At 68.2% G+C, this 25,764-nt stretch carries 22 protein-coding genes, 1 tRNA gene and 1 riboswitch; of the genes, 11 read left to right on the top strand and 12 right to left on the bottom strand.

The window, feature by feature from the left end; genetic code table 11:
• Window positions 1-95 precede the first annotated feature (95 nt).
• Together ACYVGQ_RS16635 and ACYVGQ_RS16630 are read left to right on the top strand one after the other, a co-directional pair.
• Window positions 96-764, top strand: a complete 669-nt coding sequence (locus ACYVGQ_RS16635; protein ID WP_460785793.1) for a FadR/GntR family transcriptional regulator — start codon at window positions 96-98, stop codon at window positions 762-764.
• Window positions 761-1,558, top strand: a complete 798-nt coding sequence (locus ACYVGQ_RS16630; RefSeq protein WP_460785792.1) for an ABC transporter ATP-binding protein — start codon at window positions 761-763, stop codon at window positions 1,556-1,558. The genes ACYVGQ_RS16635 and ACYVGQ_RS16630 overlap by 4 nt, the downstream gene beginning before the upstream one ends.
• 107 nt (window positions 1,559-1,665) lie before the next feature.
• On the opposite strand, the gene ACYVGQ_RS16625 is transcribed toward ACYVGQ_RS16630, so the two are convergent.
• The 3 genes from ACYVGQ_RS16625 to ACYVGQ_RS16615 all read right to left on the bottom strand — a co-directional run bounded on the left by ACYVGQ_RS16625 (window position 1,666) and on the right by ACYVGQ_RS16615 (window position 3,367).
• The gene (locus tag ACYVGQ_RS16625) at window positions 1,666-2,013 is read right to left on the bottom strand and encodes a histone-like nucleoid-structuring protein Lsr2 (RefSeq protein WP_460785791.1); all 348 of its coding nucleotides are present in this window, start codon (window positions 2,011-2,013) and stop codon (window positions 1,666-1,668) included.
• A 40-nt stretch (window positions 2,014-2,053) separates the two neighbouring features.
• Window positions 2,054-2,380, bottom strand: a complete 327-nt coding sequence (locus tag ACYVGQ_RS16620; RefSeq protein WP_460785790.1) for a DMT family transporter — start codon at window positions 2,378-2,380, stop codon at window positions 2,054-2,056.
• An 11-nt stretch (window positions 2,381-2,391) separates the two neighbouring features.
• A riboswitch (guanidine-III (ykkC-III) riboswitch) is annotated at window positions 2,392-2,460 on the bottom strand.
• A gap of 55 nt (window positions 2,461-2,515) precedes the next feature.
• Complete coding sequence (locus ACYVGQ_RS16615) at window positions 2,516-3,367, bottom strand: LuxR C-terminal-related transcriptional regulator (RefSeq protein WP_460785789.1); 852 nt, start codon at window positions 3,365-3,367, stop codon at window positions 2,516-2,518.
• Window positions 3,368-3,476: 109 nt separating this feature from the next.
• On the opposite strand from ACYVGQ_RS16615, the gene ACYVGQ_RS16610 reads away from it, so the two are divergent.
• Window positions 3,477-3,824, top strand: coding sequence for a DUF485 domain-containing protein (locus ACYVGQ_RS16610; protein WP_460785788.1), 348 nt, complete (start codon window positions 3,477-3,479; stop codon window positions 3,822-3,824).
• The gene (locus ACYVGQ_RS16605; RefSeq protein ID WP_460785787.1) at window positions 3,821-5,455 is read left to right on the top strand and encodes a solute symporter family protein; all 1,635 of its coding nucleotides are present in this window, start codon (window positions 3,821-3,823) and stop codon (window positions 5,453-5,455) included. The genes ACYVGQ_RS16610 and ACYVGQ_RS16605 overlap by 4 nt, the downstream gene beginning before the upstream one ends.
• 67 nt (window positions 5,456-5,522) lie before the next feature.
• Here the strand turns inward: ACYVGQ_RS16605 and ACYVGQ_RS16600 are convergent, their stop codons facing one another.
• Entirely contained in the window at window positions 5,523-6,065 is a 543-nt protein-coding gene (locus ACYVGQ_RS16600; RefSeq protein WP_460785786.1) for a methylated-DNA--[protein]-cysteine S-methyltransferase, read from the bottom strand.
• Window positions 6,066-6,231: 166 nt separating this feature from the next.
• Here ACYVGQ_RS16600 and ACYVGQ_RS16595 point away from each other — a divergent pair, with 166 nt between their 5' ends.
• Entirely contained in the window at window positions 6,232-9,942 is a 3,711-nt protein-coding gene (locus tag ACYVGQ_RS16595) for an AAA family ATPase (RefSeq protein WP_460785785.1), read from the top strand.
• A gap of 276 nt (window positions 9,943-10,218) precedes the next feature.
• On the opposite strand, the gene mscL is transcribed toward ACYVGQ_RS16595, so the two are convergent.
• Genes mscL through ACYVGQ_RS16580 form a run of 3 tightly spaced genes read right to left on the bottom strand, consistent with a single transcriptional unit; the run spans window position 10,219 to window position 11,526 of the window.
• Window positions 10,219-10,617 (bottom strand): large conductance mechanosensitive channel protein MscL, encoded by a 399-nt coding sequence (mscL, locus tag ACYVGQ_RS16590; RefSeq protein ID WP_460785784.1) that lies wholly within the window; start codon window positions 10,615-10,617, stop codon window positions 10,219-10,221.
• 24 nt (window positions 10,618-10,641) lie between these two features.
• Complete coding sequence (locus ACYVGQ_RS16585) at window positions 10,642-10,914, bottom strand: FmdB family zinc ribbon protein (protein ID WP_460785783.1); 273 nt, start codon at window positions 10,912-10,914, stop codon at window positions 10,642-10,644.
• 15 nt (window positions 10,915-10,929) lie between these two features.
• Window positions 10,930-11,526, bottom strand: a complete 597-nt coding sequence (locus ACYVGQ_RS16580) for a 5-formyltetrahydrofolate cyclo-ligase (RefSeq protein ID WP_460785782.1) — start codon at window positions 11,524-11,526, stop codon at window positions 10,930-10,932.
• Between the two features lie 38 nt (window positions 11,527-11,564).
• On the opposite strand from ACYVGQ_RS16580, the gene galU reads away from it, so the two are divergent.
• The 5 genes from galU to ACYVGQ_RS16555 all read left to right on the top strand — a co-directional run bounded on the left by galU (window position 11,565) and on the right by ACYVGQ_RS16555 (window position 15,050).
• A complete protein-coding gene (galU, locus tag ACYVGQ_RS16575) occupies window positions 11,565-12,449 on the top strand; it encodes a UTP--glucose-1-phosphate uridylyltransferase GalU (RefSeq protein WP_460785781.1) in 885 nt (294 codons plus the stop codon).
• An 18-nt stretch (window positions 12,450-12,467) separates the two neighbouring features.
• Window positions 12,468-13,097, top strand: coding sequence for a GNAT family N-acetyltransferase (locus ACYVGQ_RS16570; protein ID WP_460785780.1), 630 nt, complete (start codon window positions 12,468-12,470; stop codon window positions 13,095-13,097).
• Window positions 13,098-13,160: 63 nt separating this feature from the next.
• Window positions 13,161-14,015: a hypothetical protein gene (locus tag ACYVGQ_RS16565; protein WP_460785779.1), complete on the top strand. Its 855-nt coding sequence runs from the start codon at window positions 13,161-13,163 to the stop codon at window positions 14,013-14,015.
• Between the two features lie 338 nt (window positions 14,016-14,353).
• Window positions 14,354-14,545, top strand: coding sequence for a hypothetical protein (locus tag ACYVGQ_RS16560; RefSeq protein WP_460785778.1), 192 nt, complete (start codon window positions 14,354-14,356; stop codon window positions 14,543-14,545).
• Window positions 14,546-14,606: 61 nt separating this feature from the next.
• A complete protein-coding gene (locus tag ACYVGQ_RS16555; protein ID WP_460785777.1) occupies window positions 14,607-15,050 on the top strand; it encodes an Imm70 family immunity protein in 444 nt (147 codons plus the stop codon).
• A 53-nt stretch (window positions 15,051-15,103) separates the two neighbouring features.
• Here ACYVGQ_RS16555 and ACYVGQ_RS16550 read toward each other — a convergent pair whose 3' ends face one another.
• The 4 genes from ACYVGQ_RS16550 to ACYVGQ_RS16535 form a co-directional block, all read right to left on the bottom strand.
• Window positions 15,104-15,862, bottom strand: a complete 759-nt coding sequence (locus tag ACYVGQ_RS16550; RefSeq protein WP_460785776.1) for an SDR family oxidoreductase — start codon at window positions 15,860-15,862, stop codon at window positions 15,104-15,106.
• A gap of 197 nt (window positions 15,863-16,059) precedes the next feature.
• Complete coding sequence (gene sigJ, locus ACYVGQ_RS16545) at window positions 16,060-16,944, bottom strand: RNA polymerase sigma factor SigJ (protein WP_460785775.1); 885 nt, start codon at window positions 16,942-16,944, stop codon at window positions 16,060-16,062.
• 224 nt (window positions 16,945-17,168) lie between these two features.
• Window positions 17,169-17,609 carry a carboxymuconolactone decarboxylase family protein gene (locus tag ACYVGQ_RS16540; protein WP_460785774.1) on the bottom strand — a complete coding sequence of 147 codons (441 nt, stop codon included), beginning with the start codon at window positions 17,607-17,609 and terminating at the stop codon, window positions 17,169-17,171.
• Window positions 17,610-18,046: 437 nt separating this feature from the next.
• A tRNA-Ala gene (locus ACYVGQ_RS16535) sits at window positions 18,047-18,119 on the bottom strand.
• 680 nt (window positions 18,120-18,799) lie between these two features.
• On the opposite strand from ACYVGQ_RS16535, the gene ACYVGQ_RS16530 reads away from it, so the two are divergent.
• Window positions 18,800-19,453, top strand: a complete 654-nt coding sequence (locus ACYVGQ_RS16530; protein ID WP_460785773.1) for a TetR/AcrR family transcriptional regulator — start codon at window positions 18,800-18,802, stop codon at window positions 19,451-19,453.
• A gap of 60 nt (window positions 19,454-19,513) precedes the next feature.
• Here ACYVGQ_RS16530 and ACYVGQ_RS16525 read toward each other — a convergent pair whose 3' ends face one another.
• On the bottom strand, window positions 19,514-25,711 hold the full coding sequence (locus ACYVGQ_RS16525) for a Spy0128 family protein (RefSeq protein WP_460785772.1): 6,198 nt from the start codon (window positions 25,709-25,711) through the stop codon (window positions 19,514-19,516).
• Window positions 25,712-25,764: the final 53 nt, after the last annotated feature.

Here is a 25,764-nt window from a genome sequence, read left to right as displayed (position 1 = left end):
GATGCTCGCCGAGCGGTGGGGAGTGGTGCTCGCTCGACGAGAGCGCTGGCTCTCGATCCACTCCTCAGACAAGTCGACAAGCTAGGCTGTCGTTCATGGTGCACGTCCAGCGCATGCCGCTCGCCGATCAGGCCGCCGACCTCCTGCTCGAGCGCATCCGTACGGGCGAGTGGCAGCTCGGGCAGAAGCTTCCGGGTGAGACCACGCTGGCCCTGCAGCTCGGCATCGGCCGATCGACGATGCGCGAGGCGATCCGCCAGCTCGCAGGGCGCGGCGTGCTCGCCACGCGCCAGGGGGCCGGAGTCTTCGTCACCGCCCTCGACGCGGCGGAGGACTGGGATGTCGTTCTCCGCCGCGCGGACATCATCGCCGTGATCGAGGCCCGCATCGCCATCGAGGCGGAGGCGGCGGCGCTCGCCGCCGGGAGGCGGACCGCATCCGATCTCCGTGCCATCCGTCGCGCGCTCGTCGGACGGCGCACGCATCCGCCCGGGATCGAGGCGCACGTCGACGCCGACACGGCGTTCCATCGCAGCGTCATCGCAGCCGCGCGCAATCCGATCCTGCTCGAGCTCTTCGACGGCTTCACCCCTCGGCTGCGGCAGGCGATGGTGGAGATGCTCCGGCTTCGGGGCGAAGACGGCGGACGCGCCGACGACGAACGGCATGAGCGTCTCGCCGACGCGATCGCCGCGCATGACGCCGTCGCGGCTTCTGCGGAGAGCCGCAACCACCTCGCGGATCTGAAGGAGGCCTTGCGGTGACGGATGAGGTCCTCCGGCTCGATGCCGTCACGTTCCGCCGCAACGGCAAGGAGATCCTGCACGGCATCGATCTCGCCGTGCATCGCGGCGAGCACTGGGCGCTGCTCGGGCCGAACGGCGCGGGAAAGAGCACCATCCTCGGCTTCTGCGGTGCGCAGGCGCACCCGACGACGGGGACCGTCGACGTGCTGGGGCATCGCCTCGGCCGTGTCGACATGCAGGAGCTGCGTCGACATATCGGGCATGTGAACCCGCGGCATCCGATCCGCTCGGCGCTCAGCGCGACCGATGTCGTCCTGACGGGTTTCACCGGGACGGTCGAGCCGGTGATGCGCTGGACGCCGAGCGGTCCAGAGCTCGAGCGCGCCGCCGGACTCCTCGGCCTCGTCGGCCTCGACGAGCGCACCGACGTCATCTGGCCGACGATGTCGCAAGGCGAGCGCGGACGTGCGCTCATCGCCAGGGCGCTCGCCGCCGCCCCCGCGCTGCTGCTGCTCGACGAGCCGACCACCGGTCTCGATGTCGCCGCTCGCGAACAGCTCCTCGAGACGATCGACGAACTCTCGCACACGGAGGGCGAACTGGCCTCGATCCTCGTGACCCATCACCTCGAGGAGCTGCCGGAATCGATCACGCACGCCATGATCATCGCCGAGGGGAGCGTGCTCGCAGCCGGGCCGGTCGGCGAGACGATCACCTCGGAGATCATCACCGAGGCGTTCCGGCATCCCATCGATGTCGGGCACGACGGCGGGCGGTGGAGCGCCAGAGCGCGCCGGCGCGCCGCCGTCTGAGCATCGGACCGGCATCGTCGTGCGAGCCAGGTCCTGAGATGCCAGGGCTCGCGCGGCGACGCGCTCTCACTCGGCGAGCATTCACCGAGTGAGAGCGCGTCGACGATTCAGTGCGCGGCGCGATACGCCTCGACGACCGGAGCGGGGACGCGGCCGCGCTCCGAGACGGTGTAGCCGTTCGCGTTCGCCCATTCGCGGATCGCCGCGGTCTCGGGGTTGCGCGTCGAGGCCCGCTTGCGGGTCGCGCCCGAGCGCGCAGCGGATCCCGTGGAGGAACGACGCCCTGCGGCGATGTAGGGCTCGAGCGCCGAACGCAGCTCGGCCGCATTGTCGTCGGTCAGATCGATCTCATAGGAGATGCCGTTGAGGGAGAAATGAACCGTTTCCCCCTCCCCGACCTCGAGAACCGTTCCGTCGATGTCGTCAACAAGCTGATGCACGATTTTTCTGGCCATTCCGCAATTCTAGGCGCAGGAATTGTTATCCGCCAGGAATTCATTCATGACCGGGATCGATGAGCTTCAATCCGACAATGCATCCGACGAGTCCCAGCAAAAGCAGAATGCGCATCCAGGAGATATCGGAATCGCCGGTGATCATCGCCCATATGACGGTGAGGGATGCGCCGATCCCCACCCAGACGGCATAAGCGGTTCCGGTCGATATCTCACGCATCGCCCAGGCGAGGCCGAACATGGACGCGGTGAGTCCCGCGAAGAAGACGACGCTCGGCCAGAGTCTGCTGAGCCCATCGGACTTGCCGAGCGCGGTCGCCCAGACAGCCTCCAGTACTCCCGACACGATGAGGACGATCCACGACATGACGCGCTCCCGCGGAGCCAGTCTTTTCGCGCGCCGGGTACTGGTCCGCCTCGTCCGGGGCCGCGGGGGAGCAGCCGAGGTCCAGGCTAGCGGCCGAACCTGGGCAGAGCCGGTGCAGAGGTCCTCGCGAACTGCTTACGGCAGAAGCCCGGCACGCCGTGCTCTCGCGACCGCGGCGTGCCGGGTGGAGGCGTCCAACTTCGACATCGCGGTGCCGAGATAGGCCTTCACGGTTCCCTCGCGCAACCCCAGCTGTGCTCCGATCTCGGCGTTCGTCGCGCCCAGCGCCGCGCAGGCGAGAACGTCCTTCTCCCTCGGTGAGAGGTGGATCTGAGGGATCGGCCCGGTCGTCGCAGCATCGCCGGCCAGCTGCAGCAGCCGCTGCTCCAGCTCGCTGAGCCGCGTACGCAGTCCTTCGTCCTTCACGGATGCCGAGATGCTGCGGAGCTCTGCGAAGCTCTCCCGGAGCTCCTCCCGATGCGACGGCGTGAAGGTGTGCGCGGTGGACGCCATCGCACGCAGGCGCCGTCCCACCTCATCGCGGATGCGCAGCTCGGCGGCCACGGACTCCGCCACGCTCATCGCGGGCGCGGTCGTGACCCCGCCCACCGGCGACCGCTCCCACGCCCCCGCGTAGAGCACGCCCCTGGAGCGTCCGTCGACCACGATCGGGATGGCGAGCAGCGTGCGCAGCCCCTCGCCGAGGACGAAGCCGTCGTAGTCATGGGTGATCTGCTGGGACGTGCGGTAGTCGCTCGTCATCCGCGGGCGCTGCTCGGTCATGGCGCGACCGCCGAGCCCGCGCTCCGGGCGCACGCGCAGGCCCTCCAGGCTGTGCGTGCGTGAGCCGACGATGCTCGTGACGGAGACCTCGCCGTCTTCGAAGAGCCCTCCGAACGCCACCGGGAAGCGGGTGCGCCGGGCCAGCTCGCGCACCGCCTGCGCGACGAGCTCGGCATCCGACTCGCTCGAGATCGTGGAGATCACATCTACCTACTTTCGGGGGTGACGGCCCTGTTCCCCGTTTCGTAGCGTCGACCCTACCACCCGGGCGGTCACCTCCGCGCGGGGATCCGACATGCGGCAAGGAGGCCTCATGACTGACCGAATCGACGATGAATCGGCCGGAGACATCGACTACATCGCCATCGAGCAATCGCCCGCTTTCCAGGGTTTGAAAAGGACGCAGAGATCGTTCATCTTCCCTTTGGCGGCGCTCTTCCTGATCTGGTATTTCGGGTACGTGCTGCTGGCGGCCTTCGCCCCTGAATTCATGGGACAGCGCGTCGCCGGCGACATCACCGTCGGCCTGCTCCTCGGCCTCGGGCAATTCGTCACCACTTTCGCCATCACGATGTGGTACGTGGCATTCGCTAATCGCAGGATCGATCCCGTCGCCGCACGGATCCGTGAAGAACTCGAGAAGGCGCAGGAGCGAGCATGATCCGCATTCCGATGGCCGTGGATTCGACGGCCGAGAACAACCCCGTCCTGAACATCTCGATCTTCGCGGCGTTCGTCGCCGTGACGCTCTTCATCGTCATCCGCGCGAGCCGCAATAACAAGACGGCGGCGGACTACTACGCCGCGGGGAGATCCTTCACCGGGCCGCAGAACGGCTTCGCGATCGCGGGCGACTACCTCTCCGCGGCATCCTTCCTCGGCATCTGCGGCGCGATCGCGGTGAACGGCTATGACGGGTTCCTCTATTCGATCGGGTTCCTCGTCGCGTGGCTCGTGGCGCTGCTGCTCGTCGCCGAGCTCATGCGCAACACCGGCAAGTTCACGATGGCAGACGTGCTCTCGTTCCGGCTCAAGCAGACACCGGTGCGGATGGCGGCCGCCATCACCACGCTGGCGGTGTGCTTCTTCTATCTGCTGGCGCAGATGGCGGGCGCCGGCGGCCTGGTCGCCCTGCTCCTGGGGATCGACGGCCGGCTGGGACAGTCGATCGTCATCGCGGTGGTCGGCGTCCTGATGATCGTCTATGTCCTCATCGGCGGGATGAAGGGCACCACCTGGGTCCAGATCGTGAAGGCCTTCCTCCTCATCGGCGGCGCGCTGGCGATGACGATCTGGGTGCTCGCGATCAACGGCTTCAACCTGAGCACCCTGCTGGAGGCCGCCGTGGCGAACTCGCCGAACGGCGATGCGATCCTCGCGCCGGGACTGCAGTACGGCGCGAATCCCTGGGACTTCCTCTCCCTCGGCATGGCGCTCGTGCTCGGCACCGCCGGCCTTCCGCACGTGCTGATGCGCTTCTACACGGTGCCGACCGCGAAGGAGGCCCGCCGGTCCGTCGTGTGGGCGATCTGGCTGATCGGCGGCTTCTACCTGCTGACCCTGGTGCTCGGCTACGGCGCCGGTGCGCTGGTGGGACCCGAGACGATCCTGTCGGCGCCCGGCGGCGTGAACTCCGCCGCCCCGCTGCTCGCAGCGGAGCTCGGCGGTCCGATCCTGCTCGGCTTCATCTCGGCTGTGGCGTTCGCCACGATCCTCGCCGTGGTCGCCGGGCTCACGATCACGGCGGCGGCCTCCTTCGCGCATGACATCTATGCGAATGTCATCCAGAAGCGGCGGAGGAGCACGGACGGCTCTCCGGCCTCGGCGGATCCGAACGGAGAGGTGCGGGTCGCCCGCCGCACGGTCGTCGTGATCGGCATCCTCGCGATCGTCGGCGGCATCGGAGCACAGGGGCAGAACATCGCCTTCCTCGTCGCACTGGCCTTCGCCGTCGCGGCATCCGCGAACCTGCCGACCATCCTCTACTCGCTGTTCTGGCGCCGCTTCAACACCCGGGGCGCCGTGTGGAGCATGTACGGAGGGCTCGGCTCGGCGATCATCCTGATCGTGCTCTCTCCGGTGTTCTCCGGATCGGAGACCGCGATGATCCCCGGGATCGACATCGCGATCTGGCCGTTGAACAATCCCGGCATCGTATCGATCCCCCTCGGCTTCCTTCTGGGATGGCTCGGGACGGTCACGGCGCGCAGCGCGGAGTCGCGCGAGCTCGCGGCCGAGATGGAGGTGCGCTCGCTCACCGGCTTCGGTGCGGAGAAGCCCGTCCAGCACTGACCTCGTTCCTCGGAGCCGGGCGGTGCCGTCCGGACGAGGCCCCGGCTGCCTACCCGCCGGGGCCTCGTCAGGTCTGGGCCGGGGTGCGGGCGGCTGCGTTGTCGGCCTCGAGATCGATGAGGAACCGCTTGTGCTCCGGATGCGCGCCGTACTGACCGGCCGAGCCGTCCGAGCGGACGACGCGATGCACCGGCACGATGAGGGAGAACGGCGTGAGGCGGCAGGCCGTGCCCACCGCCCGTGCCGCGCCGGGGTGTCCGGCCAGCACGGCCACTTCGCCGTAGCTCGCGGTCTGCGCCCAGGGGATCCCGCAGATGGTCTGCAGCGCCGTGCGGTGGAAGCCGTCGATCAGCCGCCAGTCGAGCGGCACGTGCTCGTCGAAGCGCACGGGTTCTCCGTCGAAGTACGCGGCGGCGAGATGCGCGAGCTCGTCGGCCGCACCGGGATCGGGCTCCGGCACGGCACGCAGGCGGCGTGCGACCCCCTCCAGCAGCCAGGGGACCGTGGGATCGTCTCCTTCAGAGAGGTCGAAGCTCACGACGCCCTCGTCGGAGAACACGACGAGGGCGTCGCCCAGCGGGGTGGGAACGAAGTCGTAGCGGAAGTTCATGCCTCCATCCTGGTCGTCCCGGCGAGCGGCGGACAGCCGAGAACACGTGAATGGGGAGTACCCGGTCGGATCGGAGATTGTGCAGAGGGAGTGCGTTGAGCATCAATCCGGGGAAACCCCACGAGGATACCGGCGGACCCGGTCGTCCGCACCTACTCTGTGATATGTGTGGCGACGTGAGGACAAGTCCGCGGATGACGCGGTGACGGCTGCCTCGGTGACGCTCGGCGCGCTGGGCGAGTCATCCACCGGCGTGGGCATCTCCCATGCCGCCGACGCGGAGCGCGTTCGCCTGAGGACGGAGGCTGCCGACCTCGGAGGCCCTTCGCCTCTGATCCGGTACCGCGACGGCGTCGAGGGCGGCATCGACATCTCGAAGGCCCACCCCGGCAGCCTGCCGCAGTTCATCACCGGCCGCTCCACGCTGCTCTCGAACCTGTTCCGCGACGAGGTGGGCCTGCGCACCGCGCGTCTGGCCGCAGAGCGGATCACCGCCAAGCACACCGAGCTGCGCACGGTCCGCGGCATCGAGGCCGTGAACCTGGCCGTCGGCCTCGCCGGCTGGCGGATCGGCGGAGTGCAGTTCGCCGCACCCGTCCTGCTGCGTCCGCTCGCCATCCGGCGTCATCACGCCGACTTCGAGCTGAAGCTGCAGGGCGCCTTCGCCGTCAACCCCGAGCTCGTCCGCATCGCGCGCGAGCACTTCGGGATCGCCCTCGACGCGGAGGCGCTCGCCGCGCTCGCCTATGACGGCGGCATCTTCAAGCCGCAGCGGGTCATCGACAGCCTGCGGGCGACCACCCGTGCGATCGACACCTTCTCGGTGCAGCCCCGCCTCGTGGTCTCGGTCTTCGCCGACATCGCCAGCGCGATGGCGGTCGACAACCGCGACCTCGACCATCCCGTGCTCAACGCGCTCGCCGGTCACGTCGACGAGCGCGAGCGGCTCACCGCGCCGCGGGCGCAGCCGGACGTCACGAGCCCCGACGACCGCGCCCCGGCGTCCGACACGCTCCTGCTCGACGCGGACGCCGAGCAGGAGGCCGTCCTCGCGCGGATCGCGGCCGGTCAGTCGCTCGCGATCGCGACGCTCCCCGGCACCGGCGGCACGCAGACCGTGATCAACGCGCTCGGCGAGCTCGTCAGGGCGGGCAAGCGTGTGCTCGTGGTCTCCGCGCGCCGGTCGACGCTCGAGGGCGTGCGGCACCGCCTCGCCGGCATCGGCCTGGACGGCCTGGCCGTCGGTCCCTCCGCCGTTCGTCGCGACCTGGTCCGCGCGATCGGGCGCAATGAGAAGGCATCGGCGCCCAAGGTCAGTGAAATCGACGACGCGCTGGTGCGACTGCGCACGGTGCTGCGCGACTACCGCCGCGCGCTGACCGCTCCGGTCGCCGACACGGGCGCGTCCGTTCTGGACGCGACGCGCCAGCTCACCCGGCTGGCATCCCTCGAGCATCCGCCGTCCACGACCGCGCGGCTCGGACCGGATGCTCTCGTCCGGCTCGCAGGCGACCGCACAGCCGCCGCGGCCAGGCTCGTGCAGGCCGCCAGGCTCGGCGAGTTCCGCTTCGGGCCGGACGACTCGCCCTGGTACGGCGTGAGCTTCGACAGCACGGAGGCCGCACGCGCCGCGCACGAGCTGGCCGGACGGCTGAACGCGGCGAGCGTCCCGGCGCTGCTCGAGCGGGGCTACGAGCTCATCGCGCAGACCCGCATGCGTCCCTTCGCCACGATCGACGAGCTGGGGGAGTATCTGGAACTCCTGCAGGGGATGCGCGACTCCCTGGACCGCTTCAGCCCCACCGTCTTCGAGCGTCCGCTGGGCGAGCTCATCCAGGCGCACGGCTCCCGCCGGGATGCGCCGGGCATGTCCGGTGCGAACCGGCGCCGGCTGCGCAAGCTCGCCAAGGAGTACGTCCGTCCCGGTGTGCACATCCTCGACATGCACGAGGCGCTGCTGCGCATCCAGCAGCAGCGGACGCAGTGGCAGCGCTTCGTCGACGCCGGCGTCGCCCCTGAGATCCCGATCGGTCTCGGCGAGGTGCATGCCGCGTGGCAGCGCGCCGAGGCCGAGCTGGCCGAGCTGGACACCGCGCTCGGCCGCCGGGAGCCCCTGTCGACGCTTCCGGTCGCGCGCCTGACCCGCACGCTCGCCGGTCTCGCCGCGAGATCGGATGTCTTCGAGAACCTCGTCGAGCGCGCCACGATCCGCGACGAGCTGGCAGAGCTGGGACTCGAGCCGCTGCTGGCCGAGCTCTCGGTGCGGCACGTCTCAGAGGAGCGCGTCGCGGAGGAGCTCGAGTTCGCCTGGTGGCAGTCCCTGCTGGAGCGCGCCCTGCAGCAGGACCGCGCGCTCCTCGGCGCCAACACCGCGGTCGTCGACCGGCTGGAGCGCGATTTCCGCCTCGTCGACGAGGCGCACGCCTCCGCGGCCGGCCCTCTGCTGGCGTGGCAGCTCGCGAACCAGTGGAAGATCGCCATCGTCGACGAGCCCGCCGAGTCCCGGAACCTCCGTCGGGCTCTGACCCAGGGCGCGCCCACCACGGCGGAGATCGTCTCGGCGGCGCCGACGCTGATGTCGGTGCTCGCCCCGGCGTGGATATCCTCGCCGTACGAGGTGCCGGAGATCCCGGACAGCATCTCCTTCGACACGGTGCTGCTCGTGGACGCCGCCGCGATCAATCTCGCCGAGGCCGCGCCGGCGATCCGCCGTGCCCGTCAGGTCGTCGCCTTCGGCGACCCCGTGACGCAGCGCCCGACCCCGTTCCGGGTCGCCGTCGACGCGGATCCGGACTGGGAGTCCGAGGTCCCCTTCGACACCGTGTCGGTGTTCGAGCGGCTCGCCGAGCTTCTGCCGGTGCTCACCCTTACCCGCAGCTACCGCGCCGGCGGGGAGGATCTCGCCGAGCTCATCAACGACGCCTTCTACGGCGGCGAGATCCAGTCGCTGCCGTGGGCGGGGTCCTATCTCGGCCGGGGCAGCCTCACCGTCGACTACGTCGAGGGCGGGGTCGGGGCGCCCGATCCGGTCTCCGGCGCGGTGGAGAGCCCGGAGGCCGAGGTCTCCCGAGTCGTCACGCTGGTGGTCGAGCACGCCGTGCACCGCCCGTCCGAGTCGCTCATGGTCGTCACGGCGAGCCGCCGTCACGCCGAACGCATCCGAGCCGCCGTCACAAGCGCCTTCGCGGCGCGAGGCGACGTCACGGCCTTCGTCTCCCGCGACACGGCGGAGCCCTTCGCCGTGCTCACGCTCGAGGAGTCGGTGGCGGAGAGCCGCGACCGGGTGATCTTCTCGCTCGGCTTCGGCCTCACCAAGCACGGCAGGGTGCTCAGCGACTTCGGCGATCTGTCCACCGCGGACGGCGAGCGCCTTCTCACGGTCGGGATGACCAGGGCGCGCCGTTCCATGGTCATCGTCTCTTCGATCCGGCCCTCGGCGTTCGACGACGGGCGGCTGGAGCACGGCGCGGCGACGCTGATGTCGATCCTGGGAGGTCTCGCCGCTCGAGGCCGCGATGCGCGGCTGGAGGATCTCGCCGATCCGCTCACGCTCGCTCTTGCCAGAGAGCTGCGCCGGTTCGGAGCCTCGGTCGACGTCGACTACCGCGGCCTGCTCCCGCTGGTGGCCCAGCACGACGGCAGGGCGGTCGTCATCGAGTCCGATCCCGAGTCCCGCGGGGAGTCGTTGCGCGAGACCCTGCGGCTGCGTCCGAACGTGCTGCGCCGGCTCGGCTGGCACTACGTGCGCGTGCACGCCTTCGATCTCTACAGCGACCCGGCGACCGCGGCCGCGCGCATCGCCGAGGTGCTCGGCATCTCGGCGGACACCCAGCGCGTCGACATGGACACCCAGCCGATCGAGCGGGGCGATGTCTGACGAACCCCGCCAGCGGGTGGTCAGGGTGGCGGGAGCGCGCCGTGCGCGACTGACCCCGGCGCCCGGGAGCGATCCGGCGCCCGAGCCGCCTCGCGAGGATCCAGGTGCCGCCGCGCCCGCACAGCCGGCCGATTCCGGCCCGAACGACGCCCGTCTGCGACAGGACGTCCCTCCGCACTACTGAGCGGTGCTCTCAAAGCGACGAGCCGGCTCAGAGCACGGCGTCCTGTGGCGGACGGTGCTCTGAGCCGGCTCGGGAAAGCGGATGCCGCGGGTTCAGCCCTTGCGGAGCGCGTCCCGGATCTCGATGAGCAGCTCCTGCTCGGTCGGGAGGGTCTCCTCTTCGACGGCCGGGTTCTTCGCGGCCTGCCGCTCCTTGTACCTGTTCATCGGGACGACGAACACGAAGTAGACGACGAGTGCGACGGCGAGGAAGCTGATGACCGCCGAGATCAGCTCTCCGATCGGGAAGGTCACGATCTGGCCGTAGATGCCGGGCACCTGGATGCCGACCTTGCCCGTCGCATCCGCATCGAAGAACAGCGAGACGAGCGGGTTGATGATGCTGGACACCACGGCGTTCACGATCGCGGTGAAAGCGCCGCCGATGACGACGGCGACCGCGAGGTCGATGACATTGCCCTTGGTGATGAACTCCTTGAATCCCTGGATCACGGGAACCCCCCTTTGGTTCGTGCCTCAGCTGGAGGCAGGACTCGACGCGGGAGCCGGGGTGGCGCTCGTCGACGAATCCGATTTCGATGATGCCGACGAATCGCTCTTTCCGCCAGCACCACTCCGCGAATCCGTGCGATAGAAGCCGGACCCGTTGAACGTGACGCCGATGGATCCGTACTGCTTGCGCAGCGCCCCGCCGCATTCCGGGCAGGTCGTGAGGGCGTCGTCGGAGAAGCTCTGCACGGCGTCGAACTGGTGGCCGCACTGTGTGCAGGCATAGGCGTAGGTGGGCATGTCCGCTCCGGGTTGTCAGCGTCGCGCAGGCGACAGGGTGAGCGTCCTCGTGGGGGTGACGACGCCGTTCACCGGCTGGTCGTGCACCTCGCGAGGAAGTGAATCGAGTACCTCGGAATCATAGATCACCGCATACACCGGAGGGCATTTCTGCATGGATCCGATGGTCTTGTCGAAGTAGCCGCGTCCCCAGCCCATCCGCATACCGGTGCGGTCGACGGCCGCCGCGGGGATGATCATGAGGTCGACATCGTTCACCGCGATCGGGCCGAGGACCTCGCCGGTCGGCTCCGGCAGGCCGAACAGCCCCTCGGAGACCTCGTCGGTGTCGTTCGCGACGGCCCAGTCCAGCAGCCCGTCCGCGCGGGTGACGGGCAGCAGGACCCGGATGCCGCGACGCACCGCCCTCGTCACGAAGTCGCGCGTTCCCGGCTCGGTCGTCGTGGAGAGGAAGCAGGAGACGGAGGTCGCGCCGAGCGTGTCCACGAGCTCGTCGAGCCGCTCGCCGATGGCGGCCGCCGCGGCGTCCCGCTGCGCCTCGGAGAGCAGCTGGCGCCGCTCGCGGAGCTCGGCGCGCAGTGCGCGCTTGGCGTGCTCGACGTCGTTCGGCATGCTCCGATTGTAGGCAGGTGCTCCAGTAGGCTGTGCCAATGGGCACACAGAAGATCAAAGCCGTCATCCCCGCCGCCGGCCTCGGCACGCGCTTTCTCCCTGCCACGAAGGCCATGCCGAAGGAGATGCTCCCCGTCGTGGACAAGCCGGCGATCCAGTACGTCGTCGAGGAGGCCGCCGAGGCGGGCATCGACGACATCCTCGTCATCATCGGACGCAACAAGAACGCGATCTCCAACCACTTCGACTCCGTCCCCGAGCTCGAGGTGAAGCTGATGGAGAAGGGCGACACCGGTCGCCTGGAGCGAGTGGTGAAGTCCAGCGATCTCGCAGACATCCATTTCGTCCGCCAGGGCGAGCCCAAGGGGCTGGGACACGCGGTGCTCCGGGCCAGGACCCACGTCGGCGACAGCTCCTTCGCCGTCCTGCTCGGAGACGATCTGATCGATGAGCGCGACCCGCTGCTGACGCGCATGATCGATGTGCACGAGCGCACGGGCGCGGCGGTGATCGCCCTCATGGAGGTCGACCCCGCCAGCATCCATCTGTACGGCGCCGCGGCGATCGAGCCGACCGAGGAGGCGGACGTCGTGACCGTGACCGGACTCGTCGAGAAGCCCGCGGCGGAGGACGCGCCATCCAACCTGGCCGTGATCGGGCGCTACGTGCTGCCGCCGAGCGTCTTCGAGATCCTCGAGCGCACCGAGCCGGGCAAAGGCGGAGAGATCCAGCTCACCGACGCTCTGGAGGAGCTGGCCACGGCCGGCGGTCCCGGCGTCGTCGGCGTGATCTTCGGCGGTCGTCGCTACGACACCGGTGATCGCGTGGACTACATCAAGGCGATCGTGCAGCTCGCCGCCGATCGCGACGACCTGGGCCCGGACCTCCGTCCGTGGCTGAAGGAGTTCGCCGGCCGCCTCTGAGGACCGGTGGAGGACGACATGGACCTGATGGGCGGTCGCCGTCACGGGCCGGTGGAGCTTCGGCTCATCCGGGCCCGTGACGCGCGCCCGCTCCAGCACGAACTGCTGACCAACCGTTCCTGGCTGCAGCCCTGGGAGGCGACGATCCCGAACGGCGTGGCCTCCTTCGACATGCGCGTGAGCATCCGGCGGCTCCTGCAGCAGTACCGGGAGGGCGCCGGGTATCCGTTCGTGATGGAGTACGAGGGCGAGATCGCAGGCCAGTTGAACATCTGGGGTGTCGCGCGGGGATCGCTGTGCTCGGCGACGATCGGCTACTGGGTGAGCGAGCGCTTCGCAGGCAAGGGGATCACCCCGACGGCCGTCGCTCTCGCCACGGACGCGAGTTTCACCGAGTTCGGGCTGCACCGGATGGAGATCTGCATCCGCCCGGAGAACGCGGCCAGTCTCCGGGTCGTCCAGAAGCTCGGCTTCCGGTACGAGGGATTGCGCCGCCGGTACATCCACATCGACGGGGACTGGCGCGATCACTACGCCTTCGCGCTCACCCGTGAGGACGTCCCGCAGGGGGTTCTCGCGCGGTGGGTGCAGGGCGCGGCGCCGGCGGATGCGGCGGCGATCCCGCCCTCGGACCGGCTCTCGATCTGATTCGCGGACGACACGCGTCCGGAGTCCGGGGCCGGGGGCCGACGGTCCCTTACCGTTGACCCTATGAACGGGCCGGTGCTGAGCGGGGGAGTGATCGTCCTCGTCGCCGTGCTCCTGTGGATGCTGTACCTGCTGCCCAGCTGGCGTGGTCGGCATCAGTACTATGCGGCGGAGCGCAACGCCGTGCGGCTCAACCAGGCCCTCCGCGTCCTCGCCGAGACGAGCGAGACGCCGGAGGAGGTCCGACTGGAGCTCAACGCCCGCACGGCCCTCGCCCAGCAGAAGCTCGCCAGGCGCGTGCAGTCCGAGAAGGAGGCCGCCGAGCTCGTGCGGCTCCGCGAGGAGCTGGCCACGGCTCAGGCCGATCCCGCGCTGCGGCAGGCGCGTGCGCGTCGGCGCGTGCGGGTGGCGGCCTTCGCCGTGCTGCTCGCAGGTCTCGCGGTTGCCGGGCTCGGTGCGTGGCAGCTCCTCTCGACGGGCGCTCAGACCCTGGTATGGGCCGGAGGGGCGACCGCGCTTCTGAGCCTTCTCGTCCTGCAGCGGATGGCCTCGGTGGTCGCGCGTGCCGCACGCCGTCCTGCGGTCGTCGTGGAGGATGCCGCTGTGCGCGAGTCTCCTCCGCTGCATGACCAGGGCGCGGCCTCCTGGACCCCTCGTCCGCTGCCGCAGCCGCTCGTGACGGTCGCCGGCTCCCGCGCTCAGGTCGCGCGCGCCGAGATCGAGGCGAAGGAGGATCTGCGCCATGCGGCGCGGATCGCCGAACTGCGCGAGCGCGCTGCGAGCATCGCGTCCGAGGAGCCGGTGAAGCTGGAACCGGCCGCCCGGCTGGATTCGCCGTACGCGAAGATGGGCTTCGTCGACGATGCGGAGATCGAGGATCACGTCCGGCAGCTGCTCGCCCGTCGTGCGGTCGGCTGAGACGCCGTTCCGGGATCGTGCCGGCTCCGCCGGCCGTGCCTGCACGTCAGAATGCCATGCGGATCGCAGAGGCGGGGTCGGCGGAGCCGGGGCCGAAGGGCGACAGCCCGGCATGCGACCGGACTCTCGGCTCATCACGAGGGTGGGGGCTGGATCCCCGCCGTCATGCCGAAACGCCTGGTCAGCGAGGTTCGTCGCGTCCGACAGGGATGCTTGGACCGGTCTGCACGGACCGAATCTCGGGATCAGCGTGATCCTCCGGCTGAACGCTCCACGTGCCGTGAACTGACTCGTGAAGAACTCGATCTGATCGTATCGAGGTTCCGCGGCGGGTACCGATGGAGGTCATCGCGGTCGATCTCGAGATCGACCGATGCAAGGTGCGGAAGGTGCTCTATGAGACGTTCCGTGTCTTCGCCGACGAGTCCGATACCTCGGACCGCATGATGCACAAGCGCTGTCAGAGCGCACGTGCGGACCTGGCGATGGAGAGGCTGCACCGACGCGGAAGCGCTGACGGAACAGCATGAGCCCGGCCAGGGGCACGCGCTGGCATTCCGGTCGCTGAGCGCTGCTTCGCGCCCTTCTAGAATGAGGGCCATGCTCTGCTTTCGCGTCGGTCCCATCGCGTATCCCGTGGGCGGCGCCGAGTTTCTGGGGTCGTTCTTCGACACGACTGCCGTGCTGCTCGAAAACGGCTCGCGAGGCAGCCGGTACGCGACTCTCGCATCCCTCTACGAAGTCGGTGAGCTGCCGCCTGACCACACCGCCGCAGCCAGACAGGAGCTTGGCGAGGTCGCTGAGGCGCTGCGGTCGTTCGCGCCCTCCGCTGTGGTCTGGGACATCGACGATCGCACACGTCGTCCGCCCTGGGGCGGCGACATCGCATCAACGATCACAACGCTCGCCGACTACCACGTGACCTCCGATGGCCGCCGCCTCATCACGGTCCTCGACACGGCGCTCGAGGCCGCGGATCGCATCGGCAAGCCACTTCGCATCGGATCATCCCCGCCACTTCCGCGGCCCGCATGAGCGCTATCTCGCGGGCCGTGTCTCGGGATTGATCCGTCGCGTTCGCCCTGCGGTCAGGACTGCTTCCGGAGGCGAGCTGCGGCGATCCATTCAGCGTAGGTCTGAACACTGTGATCAGCAGAGGGGGCGGGGAGAAGCGTGCCGTCGCGCATCGCCTTGCCGAAGCCGCCGGGGAGGGTGACTTCCACGATCGCGCCTTTGCCGCCTATCGCTCCCGCGTATGCCTTCACCATGTCCACCATTCGGAGCTGCTCCGGGCCGGCGAAATCGGCCGGACGCCCGACGGGCTCTCCCTCGGCGAGCAGGACGAGGCGTTCACCGACCTCGCGTGCAGCAACCGGCTGCGAGAACATCTTGGGAACGACGGCGATCGGGCCGAACTTCATCTGGCCGTAGAGCTGCTGCGCGAACTCGTGGAACTGGGTGGCGCGAAGAATCGTCCACGGCACACGGCCTGCACTCACGAGACGCTCCTGCACCTCTTTTCCGGCGTAGTAGCCGAACGGAGCCTTGTCGCTGCCGACGATCGAGAGCGCGACGTGGTGGGGCACGCCCGCGGTCTTCTCGGCGGCGAGCAGGTTCGTCGTTGGGCTCTGATAGAACTCTCTTGATTTCGCGGCTGACTGCGTGAGAACCGAGGAGACGTCGATGACAGCGTCTGCTCCGTCGAGCCGCGGGGCGAGACCGATGCCGGTCATGAGGTCCACTCCCGTGGTGCGGGAGAGGACGACGACGTCATGCCCTCGCTCGCGCGCGATGTCGACGACGTGTCGGCCAACGGTGCCGGTTCCTCCGGCGACAGCGATTCTCATCTCATTCTTCCTTTCGATTCAGCGGCACCCGTCGAGAGCCGGGCAGCGTGAGGATGGAGGTCATAGCTCTCCAACGTGGATCAAGTGCTCGTTGAATGGGCAGTCCATCGTGAGCGGTTTCTGCCCTCCCCACGGATGCAGGAGGCTCTTCACCTCACCCGCTATGCATTAAGACGAAGCAGTCGGGCTGAATGTGATCAGTCGTGATTCCAGGTGCGTAACTTGTCCGGGTTCAACACGAACCAGAGATCAGTGACGAGGTCGTCTCTCACCTCGAAGCTGAGTACGCCGGCGACGACACCGTGCTGGCGGAAGACCAGGCCAGTGCGCGAGTTGACGGTTTCCAGGCGGGTTTCCAGTTCGCTCTGCTTCGCCAGCACCCCCAGTAGGAAACGCGCCACGTTGTCGTCGCCCCTGACGGGCTTGAGCGCTGCCCTCACCTTCCCACCGCCGTCGACCAGGGCCACGACGTTCGGATCGAGCAGACGCAGAAGAGCAGTGAGATCCCCGCTGTCACAGGCGGCCCAGAACTCTCTGACAACGGCGCTGTGGCGTTCGACCGAGGATTCGCGTCGTCGGCGCTCGGCGATGTGTCGACGAGCGGAGGAGGCGAGCTTCCGGCACGCCTGCGAGGAGCGCCCGACGATCTCAGCGATCTCGTCGAACGACAGGGCGAACACGTCGTGCAGCACGAACGCCACTCGTTCCGCGGGAGTGAGCGATTCCAGCACGACGAGCAGCGCCATCGTGACGGAGTCATCCATCGTGACCCGGTCCAGGGGATCTGCAGCGGTGGATGATCCCCCGACCGCGGTGTGCGACAGCGGTTCGGGCAGCCACTCGCCCACGTATTCCTCGCGCCGGCGCCGGGCTGAACCGAGCACATCGAGGCAGATGTTCCCCGCGACGCGGGTCAGCCATGCCTGCGGGGAGCGGATCTGGTTCCGCTCCCCGTCGGTCAGGCGGAACCATCGCGCGTAGGTCTCCTGAACAGCATCCTCCGCATCGGCCGCGGTGCCCAGCATCTGAAACGACAGGTTGAGCAGATGCTGACGTTCGCCAAGCACCTGCGCCAGAGACATGTCATCAGAATCCCTCTTCATCTCATCCTCCGATTCCTGCATGACTAAGACGACACAGCTGAGCAGAGCGGGACGTCTGGCAGACGTCCTCCGGCCGCCGTCACTACACGGTGACACACGAGAACCTCCGCGGGTCGGAGCAGGAACGCTGGTAGCGCCACTCTGCCCGGGAGGTTCTCGTCACGTCACCACAACCGATCGAGCGGCCTCATCGACCACAGGATCTAGGGAGCCACGGGGAAGCGGCTGCTGATCGCGATGCGGTTCCAACTGTTGATGACGATGGCCAGCCAGGTGACAGCGGCGATCTGCTGATCGTTCAAGATCGACTCGGGGTCGACACCGCGGTTGTGGAGCCGTCCAGGATCTCCGATCATCGTGACGCGCTCTGTGATCTGAAGCGCCGCCTGCTCCTCCTCGGTGAAGTACTGAGACTCCCACCAGCCCGCGATCACGGCCAGCCGATCCGGGGACTCTCCGTGCTTCAATGCGTCCGCGCTGTGCATCTTGAGGCAGAAAGCGCAGCCATTCAGCTGAGACGCACGCACCTTCACCAGCTCGACGAGCAGGGGCGACAGACCCGCGTCGACCCCCGCCGCTGCTGCCTGGTTTCCGAACTCGGCCATCGCCTGGTACGGGGCCGAGTAGACCTTACTGATGTTCACGTGCGACACGTCTTTTCCTCTCTCAATGGGTGCAAGTGCACTCCCATTGATTCAGACGACGTAGCAGGCGGAAGTGTGAGGTCCGGCCCCGCAAGGCTTGCGATGAGCTCGCCGCCACGCAGATCGCGCGTCGGGACTGCCCGAAGAGGAAGGACCGGATTCCACGATCGGGTGCCTCTCGGGGACTGCGGCAAGGAGTCCGAGCCCTCAGCGTGCGTGGACTCGTCTGAGGGACATGTCGCGACTCATCACAATGGTGGACCTGAGGGTGTCTGGGTTCATGACATCGCGACAGGCGAAGCACTCTCCACCCACACGATCGATCCAGACCGTTCATGCTGGCGAAACCGAAAACGAGAACCCGGCCGATGGCCAGGCTCTCGCTCGTGACATATCTCGCGACTCATCTGCGACCTATGTCGCGACTCATCACAGGGTGGACCTAAGGGGATTCGAACCCCTGACCTCCTCGATGCGAACGAGGCGCGCTACCAACTGCGCCATAGGCCCTTGAACCTCAGACAGATTATCACGATCCCGGAGGGGGAACGTCCACCGCATCCCGTGCAGCGGAGCTTCGCGGGGGAGGGCGGAGAGCATCCGATGCGCGCGCGGTGCGCCTGCCCCCGGCGCGCCGGCATGCCGCGCATCCATCCACGATCTCCGATCTCGCACGGAGGAGATGACCTCTCGACGGCGAGGTCTCGGGCCCGCTCGACTCCGACGACGTGCCTTCCGCTACATCGGCGACGGGGGAGCGCTCTCCGACGAGAGTTCGCGAGCGAGCTCCGGATCGACGGTCTCATGGGAATAGACCACATCGTCCAACGGCAGTACGTCCGGAAGGACCGTGTAGTCGGGGTCCTCGCCTGGACGTTTGCGGTGACGGGCCATCATGCTCCTCTCCTGTCGAATCGGTTCGGCAGTCATCATCGAGGCTGCGAGCCTGACAGCCACGCCTGAGCTGTGCCGGCCGGGCCGCCAGGAGCGGGCCGGCCGCCACCGCGCCGGGTCACGGCATCACGATGGGACATGTCGGGAGGTACATGCCGCACAGGGAAAATCTATGCCGTCCATCGGATGCACCCGGACCGAGTTGCGGAGTCGTTAAAACGGCGTGAGTGAACGGTTTCCGCCGCCGGGCATCGTCCTCCCTGTGTGGGCGGCGCCCTTTCCGTAGTCTCTAGACCATGGAGAGTCCTCAAGAGCGTCGTCTGTATCCGAAGAGCGTACGGCGGCGGCGCACCATCGTGAACGCCGCTATTCCTCTGCTGGCCGCGAGCGGCTATCGAGGTCTCTCGATGCGGCAGGTCGCCGAGCGCGCAGGACTGACGCAGTCGGGCCTGCTGCACCAGTTCTCCTCCAAGGACGAGCTGGTGCGGGCGGTGCTCGATGAGCGCACACGACGCTCCGGCGCGGGCATCGCTCAGATGCGGGACTTCGAGCCGACGCGCATCATGATCCGCAATGCCGCCGAGCATCCTGAACTGACCCGTCTCTACTTCGCCATGGTCGGGGAGGCCTCCGACATCGGCCATCCGCTTCACGACTACTTCGTGAACGACTTCCACTGGAAACGTCGTGTGTTCGCCTTCGGATTCTCCCTGGCGAAGACCTTCGGGGACGTCCGCGCGGACATCGACAGCCGGGAGCTCGCCGAACTGCTCATCACCCTGATGGACGGCCTGCAGACGCAGTGGCTCTACGAGAAGGAGATCGATCTCGTCGTCTCCTACGATCGCCAGCTGCTGCGCGTCGCCCCGGTGTTCGGCGCGAGCATGCGGGTCGTGCAGAAGCTCGAGCAGTACAACGCGGAGCATGACGCGAGGATGCGATCACGGTGATCGGCGCGGCGAGGATGCGGTCCCGTGGCTCCAGCGCCGTCGTCGACGCGCAGGTCTGCCTCAGTCCTCGGGCCCGCCCCGACGACGCCTGCGCAGGATCGTGATCAGGATGCCGATCGCGATGAGCAGGAGAGCAGCGGCGATCCAGGGCAGCATCGGAGCTCCACCCGTGGTCGCGAGCCCAGGGCTCGGAGGAACGCTCACGGAGTCGCAGTCGTTCGCGGGATCGGCGTCGTCGGGGGCTGAGACGCATGCCAGATTCGCGATGTCCGCTCCGCCCGAGAGCACGCGCACGCGGATGGTGACCGTCGTCGACTGTCCCGGAGCGAGTCTCTCACCGGTGGCGCGGACGCTGTTCCCGCTGCTCTGATCGGTCCAGCCGTCAGGGACGGCGACATCGACGACCTCGAGGGTCGTGGGGACGTCGTCGGTGATCGCGGGGGCGAACGCGGGACCTGCGCCACGGTTCGTCACGGTGAGGTCGTACTCGAACTCGCCGCCGATTGTATAGCCGACGGCAGGAAGGCCCGCTGCGGTCTTGTCCATCTCGAGGTCCGGCACGGAGCGATTGTCGAAGTGGATCTCCGGCCAGGCGGACCCGGCTTGATTCTCGTACCAGGTGGACGTGGTCTCGCTGCCGTCGGATCCCGTGATGACCGAGGTCGCGGAGAGGAACCCGTCGGCGTCGAACTCGGGCGTCACGCAGATTGTGAACTCCCGGTCGTCGTAGACGACGGCGGGATCGGCGCCGCCGGGCGGGGCGATCTCCGTGTATGCGTAGCAGAAGGTCTGCCCGGCCGCATCGACGGTGAAGTTGGTATCACCGCCCGTGGCCATGAGCGACGGCTGGCCCGGTGGCGTGGACGAGGTGGCCAAGTCGACTCCCTCGGGGTAGGGGATGCCGCCCATGGCCGCAGAAGCCTCGTCCAGACCTCGGACGTTGAACCAGAACTGGGAGTCGCTGATCGCCTGATCGTCGAAATGCTTGTAGACCAGCGTGCGGAACTCTCGTCGAACGGCGTTGTCGAACCGCTGCCCGCTGTCGGAGGCGACGTCGGCATGCAGGCTCCCGTCTCCGTCGTCGGTCACCGTGACGGTGATGGTCTTGACCTGGGCGTCGTAGGCCACGACGGGATCCGCGGGATCCGGTACGAGTTCGCGGATCTCGTATGCGTAGACGCCCGCGGCGGTGAACGGGATGTCCTCGAACGCGCCGATCCTGGCCTGGTCGGCGGCGACAGCGGATTCATCGTCGATGGTGACGGTGTCACCGGCGGGTGGCATCGGCACGGAGCCGGCGTCGCCGACGGGGGTCAGGCGGAACTGGAATGAACGCCCCGTCCACTGGTCGCCGGCGAGACCCTTCAGAAGGGGGATGTCGGCAGTGGTCGCCGCGGGCGTGTAGGCGTTGTCGAACCGGATCGTGGGGGCGTCGTCGTCGCGGGAGTCGTAGGAGGCGACCTCCGTGCCGTCGGCCTCGACTCGCGTCAGGGTGTACAGAAGATCCGCGTCGGGGTCGAATCGGGGCGTGATGTACGCGTCGTACACGGTCGCGTCGTAGCTGACGCGGGGGGCCGTGCCCTCGCGTTCGACGATCGTCGCGCGGAACTCCTGTCCGATGTCGGCCTGGGTGAAGGTCATGCCCTCGAGACGGGCGACGAGCAGGCTCTGGCCGGCCGTCGCGGTATCGGGGTTCGCGAGTGTGAACGTCGGGGAACCCCAGCCGAGCTTGGCCTGCAACGCCTCGTCGACGGTGACGTCGAAGAGGAACTCCCCTTCTCGCTGATCGCGTCCGGCGAGCACTTTGTAGAGCTCAGCGCCCGCGTAGAGAGCGGAGCCCTGATAGGCGTTCACGAAGTCGTCGGCGGACGCCGGAGCGGGGTCAGCGGCGCCTCGGATCGTGACGACCGCGTCGAGCCGGTCGTCGTCGAGCTGATCGACCACCCGGACGTCGTAGATCAGCGCATGCGCGTCGTAAGCGATCCCGTTCTGGCCGGTATCGCGTTCCGTGATCCTGAACGAGTACAGGCCCTGCTTCGCGAAGGTGATCCCGTCGAACGCTCCGGTCGTCTGGACCCCGGCATCCGCGGGGCCGGTGACGGTTGCGGCCGTGTCAGCGGGCATCGTGATCCAGCCATTGGCCATCGCGGTCTCGGTCGCCGCGGAGGCGGGGGCGAGATCGAACACGAACGCGTCGGCCGCCGTCATCGCACGGCCTGTGAGGGCCTTGCTGAACGGCAGCTCGACTGCTGTCGTCGGCAGCGGGTCCAGAGTGTTCAGCAGAGCGGGCGTTCCGTCGATCTCCGCGAGGCCGAGGTACTCGCCGCTGTCGGGATCGCAGGCTCCCCACGGCGCATCCGGCGACGGGCCGCTCGAGTCGGCGATCGTGGTCAGGCAGTAGGTGACGACGGGTTCGACGATGACGTTCTCGGGGTCCGTGTCATCGATGACGACCTGTGTGCGGAAGAACCACTTGTCCTCCGAGTAGTCCACGCCGGGGGCGCCGCCTTCCGGAACCTCCTCGGCCGTGTAGTAGAACGTCCGGCCTGCGTCATCGGCGGAGAACGTGAGCGGAGGCGAGACGATCGACGAGCTGCCCGATGTGCTCACGACGTCGACGGTGGTCGTTCCGGAGGTCGCGGGCGGGTCCGCTCCGAACAGGGGGGCTCCGGTCTCGGGCTGCGGGTCGACGACGGCGAACCGGAATGTGTAGTCGGCGATCGGCGGGCGCAGCTGCCCCGGTGCGGTGAGGGAGTGATCCTCGACGAGCTTGACGATGCGCAGGGGGCGCTGGAAGTCGCCGGCGGTGAAAGCGTTCCCGAACACCGCGCCCTGTGGGTCGGTGACAGGAGCCGGCGGCGTCGCCGCGGTGCCGTCGTCCTCCACCGCGCGCAGCAGCTGTGTCGAGAAGACCTCCAGCGCGCCCTCGCCGTTGTCGCGCACATCGACACGCCAGATGTACTCGGCATGGGAGTAGGTCATTCCCGCCGCAGCGCCCTCAGGTTCGAAGATGCGGTAGTCGTAGACGCCGGGCGTCGTGAACGTCGCGCCGGGGAAGGCCACGGTCGGATCGTCCTCCGTGGCGGAGACCGTGACGCAGCCCGTCGCCGGATCGGGACCGGTGCCGGGCGGAGCGGGCGCGGCGGGGTCGGGCGCTTCGCCGGCAGGGCAGAGCCGGAAGGGGAAGGCCTCCCCGTCGAGCCAGTCGCGCCCCGTCAGCGACTTCGTCGCCGACGGGGCGTCCTCCACCGTCGCGGGGTCGGCGCTGTAGACATTGCGGAACTCGACGGCCGGGGTCGTGGTCTGCGGGGTGGTGATCGTGCCGGTGCCGTCTGCGGGAGTCACCGTACCGGGCGCATAGCCGGGCGGCGGCGATTCCTCGGTCACCGTGTACGTCGTGCCCGCCGGCAGTCCCTGCACGAGGGCGGCTTCCCCGTCCCGCAGCTGCAGGGTGCCGCCGTCGGAGATCGTGTCCGTGCGAGTCGTCCCGTCGACTCCGTTGATGGTGGTCTCGAACGCGCCCGCCACAGGCTCCCCGCCGCTGGTGAGCGAGACCCGGAAGGTGAACAGGGTGGAGGCGTCGGGGCTGAGCCCGGCCGGATGGTCGACGACCTTGGAGATCCGCAACGTCCCAGGGACGGCGTAGGAGAGCCATCCGTTGTTGCCCAGTCGCACCCGGACGCCCGGCGTCGTGCCAGGGGAGAGAGCGGTGAGGTGGCTCCACTGGTCCGTGTCCGTCAGATTCCCGCCGGGGTCGGTGCAGACGGGGGAGTTGTTCGCCTCCTGGGGCCAGGTGATCCCGCCCTCCGCGCACTTCTCGGTGTCGAGGGCGTGCGGCCGCAGAGTCATGTCGTACAGGCCCTCGGGGGCGTGCATCTGCCCGGCCATCGGGTGACCGGCGGGATACGCCGCGACGGTGATCGTGCCGTACTCGCCGTCCAGCAGTGCGCGCTTGGAGGTGCGCAGGGGGAGATGGTCCTTGGTCACGGTGTCGTCGCCGTTGAGGGTGTACCGCGGATAGCAGTGGAACACCGGCGCATTCGCCATCGCGCCAGGAGAGACGATCGCGTTCCACTCCGACTGCGTGAGGGGATCGGTGCATGTCTCGTTCTGCCACAGCGACGTGTCGTAGCCGTAGAGGTAGTAGTCGTTGGACTCTGCGGGCTGGAACGTCGCCGCGGACGACGCGACGTCGGCGCCGTCGACGGACTCGTAGTCGTTCGTGTAGAACCGCACGCGACCGTCGGCCGAGTTCGCCGCGACGTACTGCGCCAGACGCTCCTTGTCGCCGTAGGCGTTGCCGTTGATCCCGTCGATGACGGAGGGATCGGCGACCGCATCGGCCACGCCCGCCTTGGGAGCGGCGTCGTAGTACACGTGCACCGGATGCTGCGCCGTCCACGTCATCGACACCGGATCGCCCGATGCGTCCTCCACGACATGGGTGTCCCGCATCGGCAGAAGAGACACCGGGATCCTGACCGTGACCTTGTCGCCGACCGCCAGCGCCGGGTTGCGTTCGACCGTGATGATGATGTTCGACAGGGGCGTCTCGGGGAACAGGTCGTTCGCGTCGAAGGATCCCTCGAACACGTACTGCGAGACGTTCCCGTTCACGAACGGCGAGCCGGGGACCTGCGTCTCGAACGTGTACGGCTCGCAGTCGTCCTGATCTCTGGTGCCCCGATCCACCTGGCAATACGTGATGCGGGGCACATCGGTGACCCGCATGAAGTCGCCGAGAGGGTCGGTGAACGTCACATAGCCGTCCGCGTTCGGGTTCGGCGATTCGACGTCGATCGGCAGCACGGGCTTGTTCTGGATGATCTGGTTCGCCAGGCCCTCGAAGATCTCGATCAGCTGCTCTGTCGACGCCGCAGGGGAGAACGACTCGTTGTAGCGGAGATCGGTCACGTCGTAGGCATTGTTCGGCGCCGTCGGATGGGTGACCGTGAAGAACTGATTCGGGTTCGAGTTCGCCCCGTTGATCGGCACGGACGCCGAGGAGCCCGACGAATACGTGGCGAAGGCGTTCGTGAAGCCCTGGAACATCGAGTTCGCCGTGCTGCCCAGGTTCGTCTTCGGGTCCAGCGTCGCCAGCGCGAGATTGCGGCCGTTCGCGGTGAGGCTGTCGATGCCGAGGCCGACCGTGTAGACGAGCGCCTTGACGTCCTCGAGCCCGTTCGCCGAGTTGTAGGCCTCGTCGTTGTACACGTCGTCGATACGGTTCTTGTAGTAGGCGGCGGTCATCGCCGCCTTGAACCCGTTGCCGTAGTACTGGTTCTGTCCGGGGACCTGCGGCCCCTGGTTGCCGCCGGAGGGTCCGGGCGCCCACCATGTCGCACTGGTGGCGGAGTAGGTCGGCTCGCCGTCGGTGAACACGATCACGCTCGGGATCCGCTGGGTGTCTCCGGTGACTCCCGTGCCCGCAGGAGGCGAGGTGAGCAGCCCCATGCCGGTGGCTATCCCCCGCTGGATGTTCGTGCTCTGGGACACGCCTCCCGCGGAGCCGACCGTCAGCGAACCCGTCCCCACCCGCAGGGTCATGTTCCCGTTCGCCGATCCCGGTGCGCTGAGGGTGACGTAGGTCGTCGGAGTCGGGGCGTCTCCCGGCTCGCACGCCGCCGATGCCGATCCCGGCACGGCGGTCGGCGTCCCCAGCGCGTGAACCACTCCCGAGTCGTTCCCGAACTGCACGATCCCTATCCGTGCCGAGGGATCGGCGCAGACGATCGTGCGGATCGCCGTGTTCACGCCCTGCGCCATGGCGAAGGCCCTGGACTGCTGCCAGTTGCCGGGATCGTTGCAGTATCCGTCCGACGATGCGCCGGCCTGCACGCACTGGGTCATCGACGTCGAGTTGTCCAGGATCAGCGCGAGGTCGATCGAGATGCTGCGCGTCGAGCTGATCTGACGCGTCGATCCCAGCGCTGACAGGACGACCGAGAACTCATCCGTGTGCAAGGTCATCGGATCGTCCGGATTCCCTTGCCCTGCAAGGTCGGCGTCATCCTTGAACACCGTCTTGTCGACCCAGATGCGGCCCGGATCCAGTGACACCGTGTAGATGTCCTCGTCGTCCGCCTGAACGCCCGGATAGTCGTGGAACGATGCGGTGTCCCGCACCTTCTCGACCGGTGTCTCGCCCCCGGACACGGGGAAGGGCGTCGGTTCGTCCGCGCGCGCCGAAGGAGCGCTCACGACTCCGCCCGTGATCGAGGCGGCCGCGATCAGCGCGGCCGTCAGGAGAACGCTCATTCCCCGTCGCATACCGACATGATGCCGGATCCGGCGGCCGTGGTCATCCTCTT

This window comes from Microbacterium tumbae (assembly GCF_054780175.1).
This window is presented reverse-complemented; position numbering and strand designations above follow the sequence as displayed.

What these genes read in the sequence shown, in the direction of transcription:
- ACYVGQ_RS16585 (WP_460785783.1), bottom strand. Translation starts at nt 10,914, where the DNA reads ATGCCCACCTACGCCTATGCCTGCACACAGTGCGGCCACCAGTTCGAC.
- galU (WP_460785781.1), top strand. Translation starts at nt 11,565, where the DNA reads ATGGGCACACAGAAGATCAAAGCCGTCATCCCCGCCGCCGGCCTCGGC.
- ACYVGQ_RS16610 (WP_460785788.1), top strand. Translation starts at nt 3,477, where the DNA reads ATGACTGACCGAATCGACGATGAATCGGCCGGAGACATCGACTACATC.
- ACYVGQ_RS16525 (WP_460785772.1), bottom strand. Translation starts at nt 25,711, where the DNA reads ATGAGCGTTCTCCTGACGGCCGCGCTGATCGCGGCCGCCTCGATCACG.
- sigJ (WP_460785775.1), bottom strand. Translation starts at nt 16,944, where the DNA reads ATGTCTCTGGCGCAGGTGCTTGGCGAACGTCAGCATCTGCTCAACCTG.
- ACYVGQ_RS16580 (WP_460785782.1), bottom strand. Translation starts at nt 11,526, where the DNA reads ATGCCGAACGACGTCGAGCACGCCAAGCGCGCACTGCGCGCCGAGCTC.
- ACYVGQ_RS16605 (WP_460785787.1), top strand. Translation starts at nt 3,821, where the DNA reads ATGATCCGCATTCCGATGGCCGTGGATTCGACGGCCGAGAACAACCCC.
- ACYVGQ_RS16635 (WP_460785793.1), top strand. Translation starts at nt 96, where the DNA reads ATGGTGCACGTCCAGCGCATGCCGCTCGCCGATCAGGCCGCCGACCTC.
- ACYVGQ_RS16625 (WP_460785791.1), bottom strand. Translation starts at nt 2,013, where the DNA reads ATGGCCAGAAAAATCGTGCATCAGCTTGTTGACGACATCGACGGAACG.
- ACYVGQ_RS16570 (WP_460785780.1), top strand. Translation starts at nt 12,468, where the DNA reads ATGGACCTGATGGGCGGTCGCCGTCACGGGCCGGTGGAGCTTCGGCTC.
- ACYVGQ_RS16550 (WP_460785776.1), bottom strand. Translation starts at nt 15,862, where the DNA reads ATGAGAATCGCTGTCGCCGGAGGAACCGGCACCGTTGGCCGACACGTC.
- ACYVGQ_RS16565 (WP_460785779.1), top strand. Translation starts at nt 13,161, where the DNA reads ATGAACGGGCCGGTGCTGAGCGGGGGAGTGATCGTCCTCGTCGCCGTG.
- ACYVGQ_RS16530 (WP_460785773.1), top strand. Translation starts at nt 18,800, where the DNA reads ATGGAGAGTCCTCAAGAGCGTCGTCTGTATCCGAAGAGCGTACGGCGG.
- ACYVGQ_RS16560 (WP_460785778.1), top strand. Translation starts at nt 14,354, where the DNA reads ATGGAGGTCATCGCGGTCGATCTCGAGATCGACCGATGCAAGGTGCGG.
- ACYVGQ_RS16600 (WP_460785786.1), bottom strand. Translation starts at nt 6,065, where the DNA reads ATGAACTTCCGCTACGACTTCGTTCCCACCCCGCTGGGCGACGCCCTC.
- ACYVGQ_RS16555 (WP_460785777.1), top strand. Translation starts at nt 14,607, where the DNA reads ATGAGGGCCATGCTCTGCTTTCGCGTCGGTCCCATCGCGTATCCCGTG.
- ACYVGQ_RS16620 (WP_460785790.1), bottom strand. Translation starts at nt 2,380, where the DNA reads ATGTCGTGGATCGTCCTCATCGTGTCGGGAGTACTGGAGGCTGTCTGG.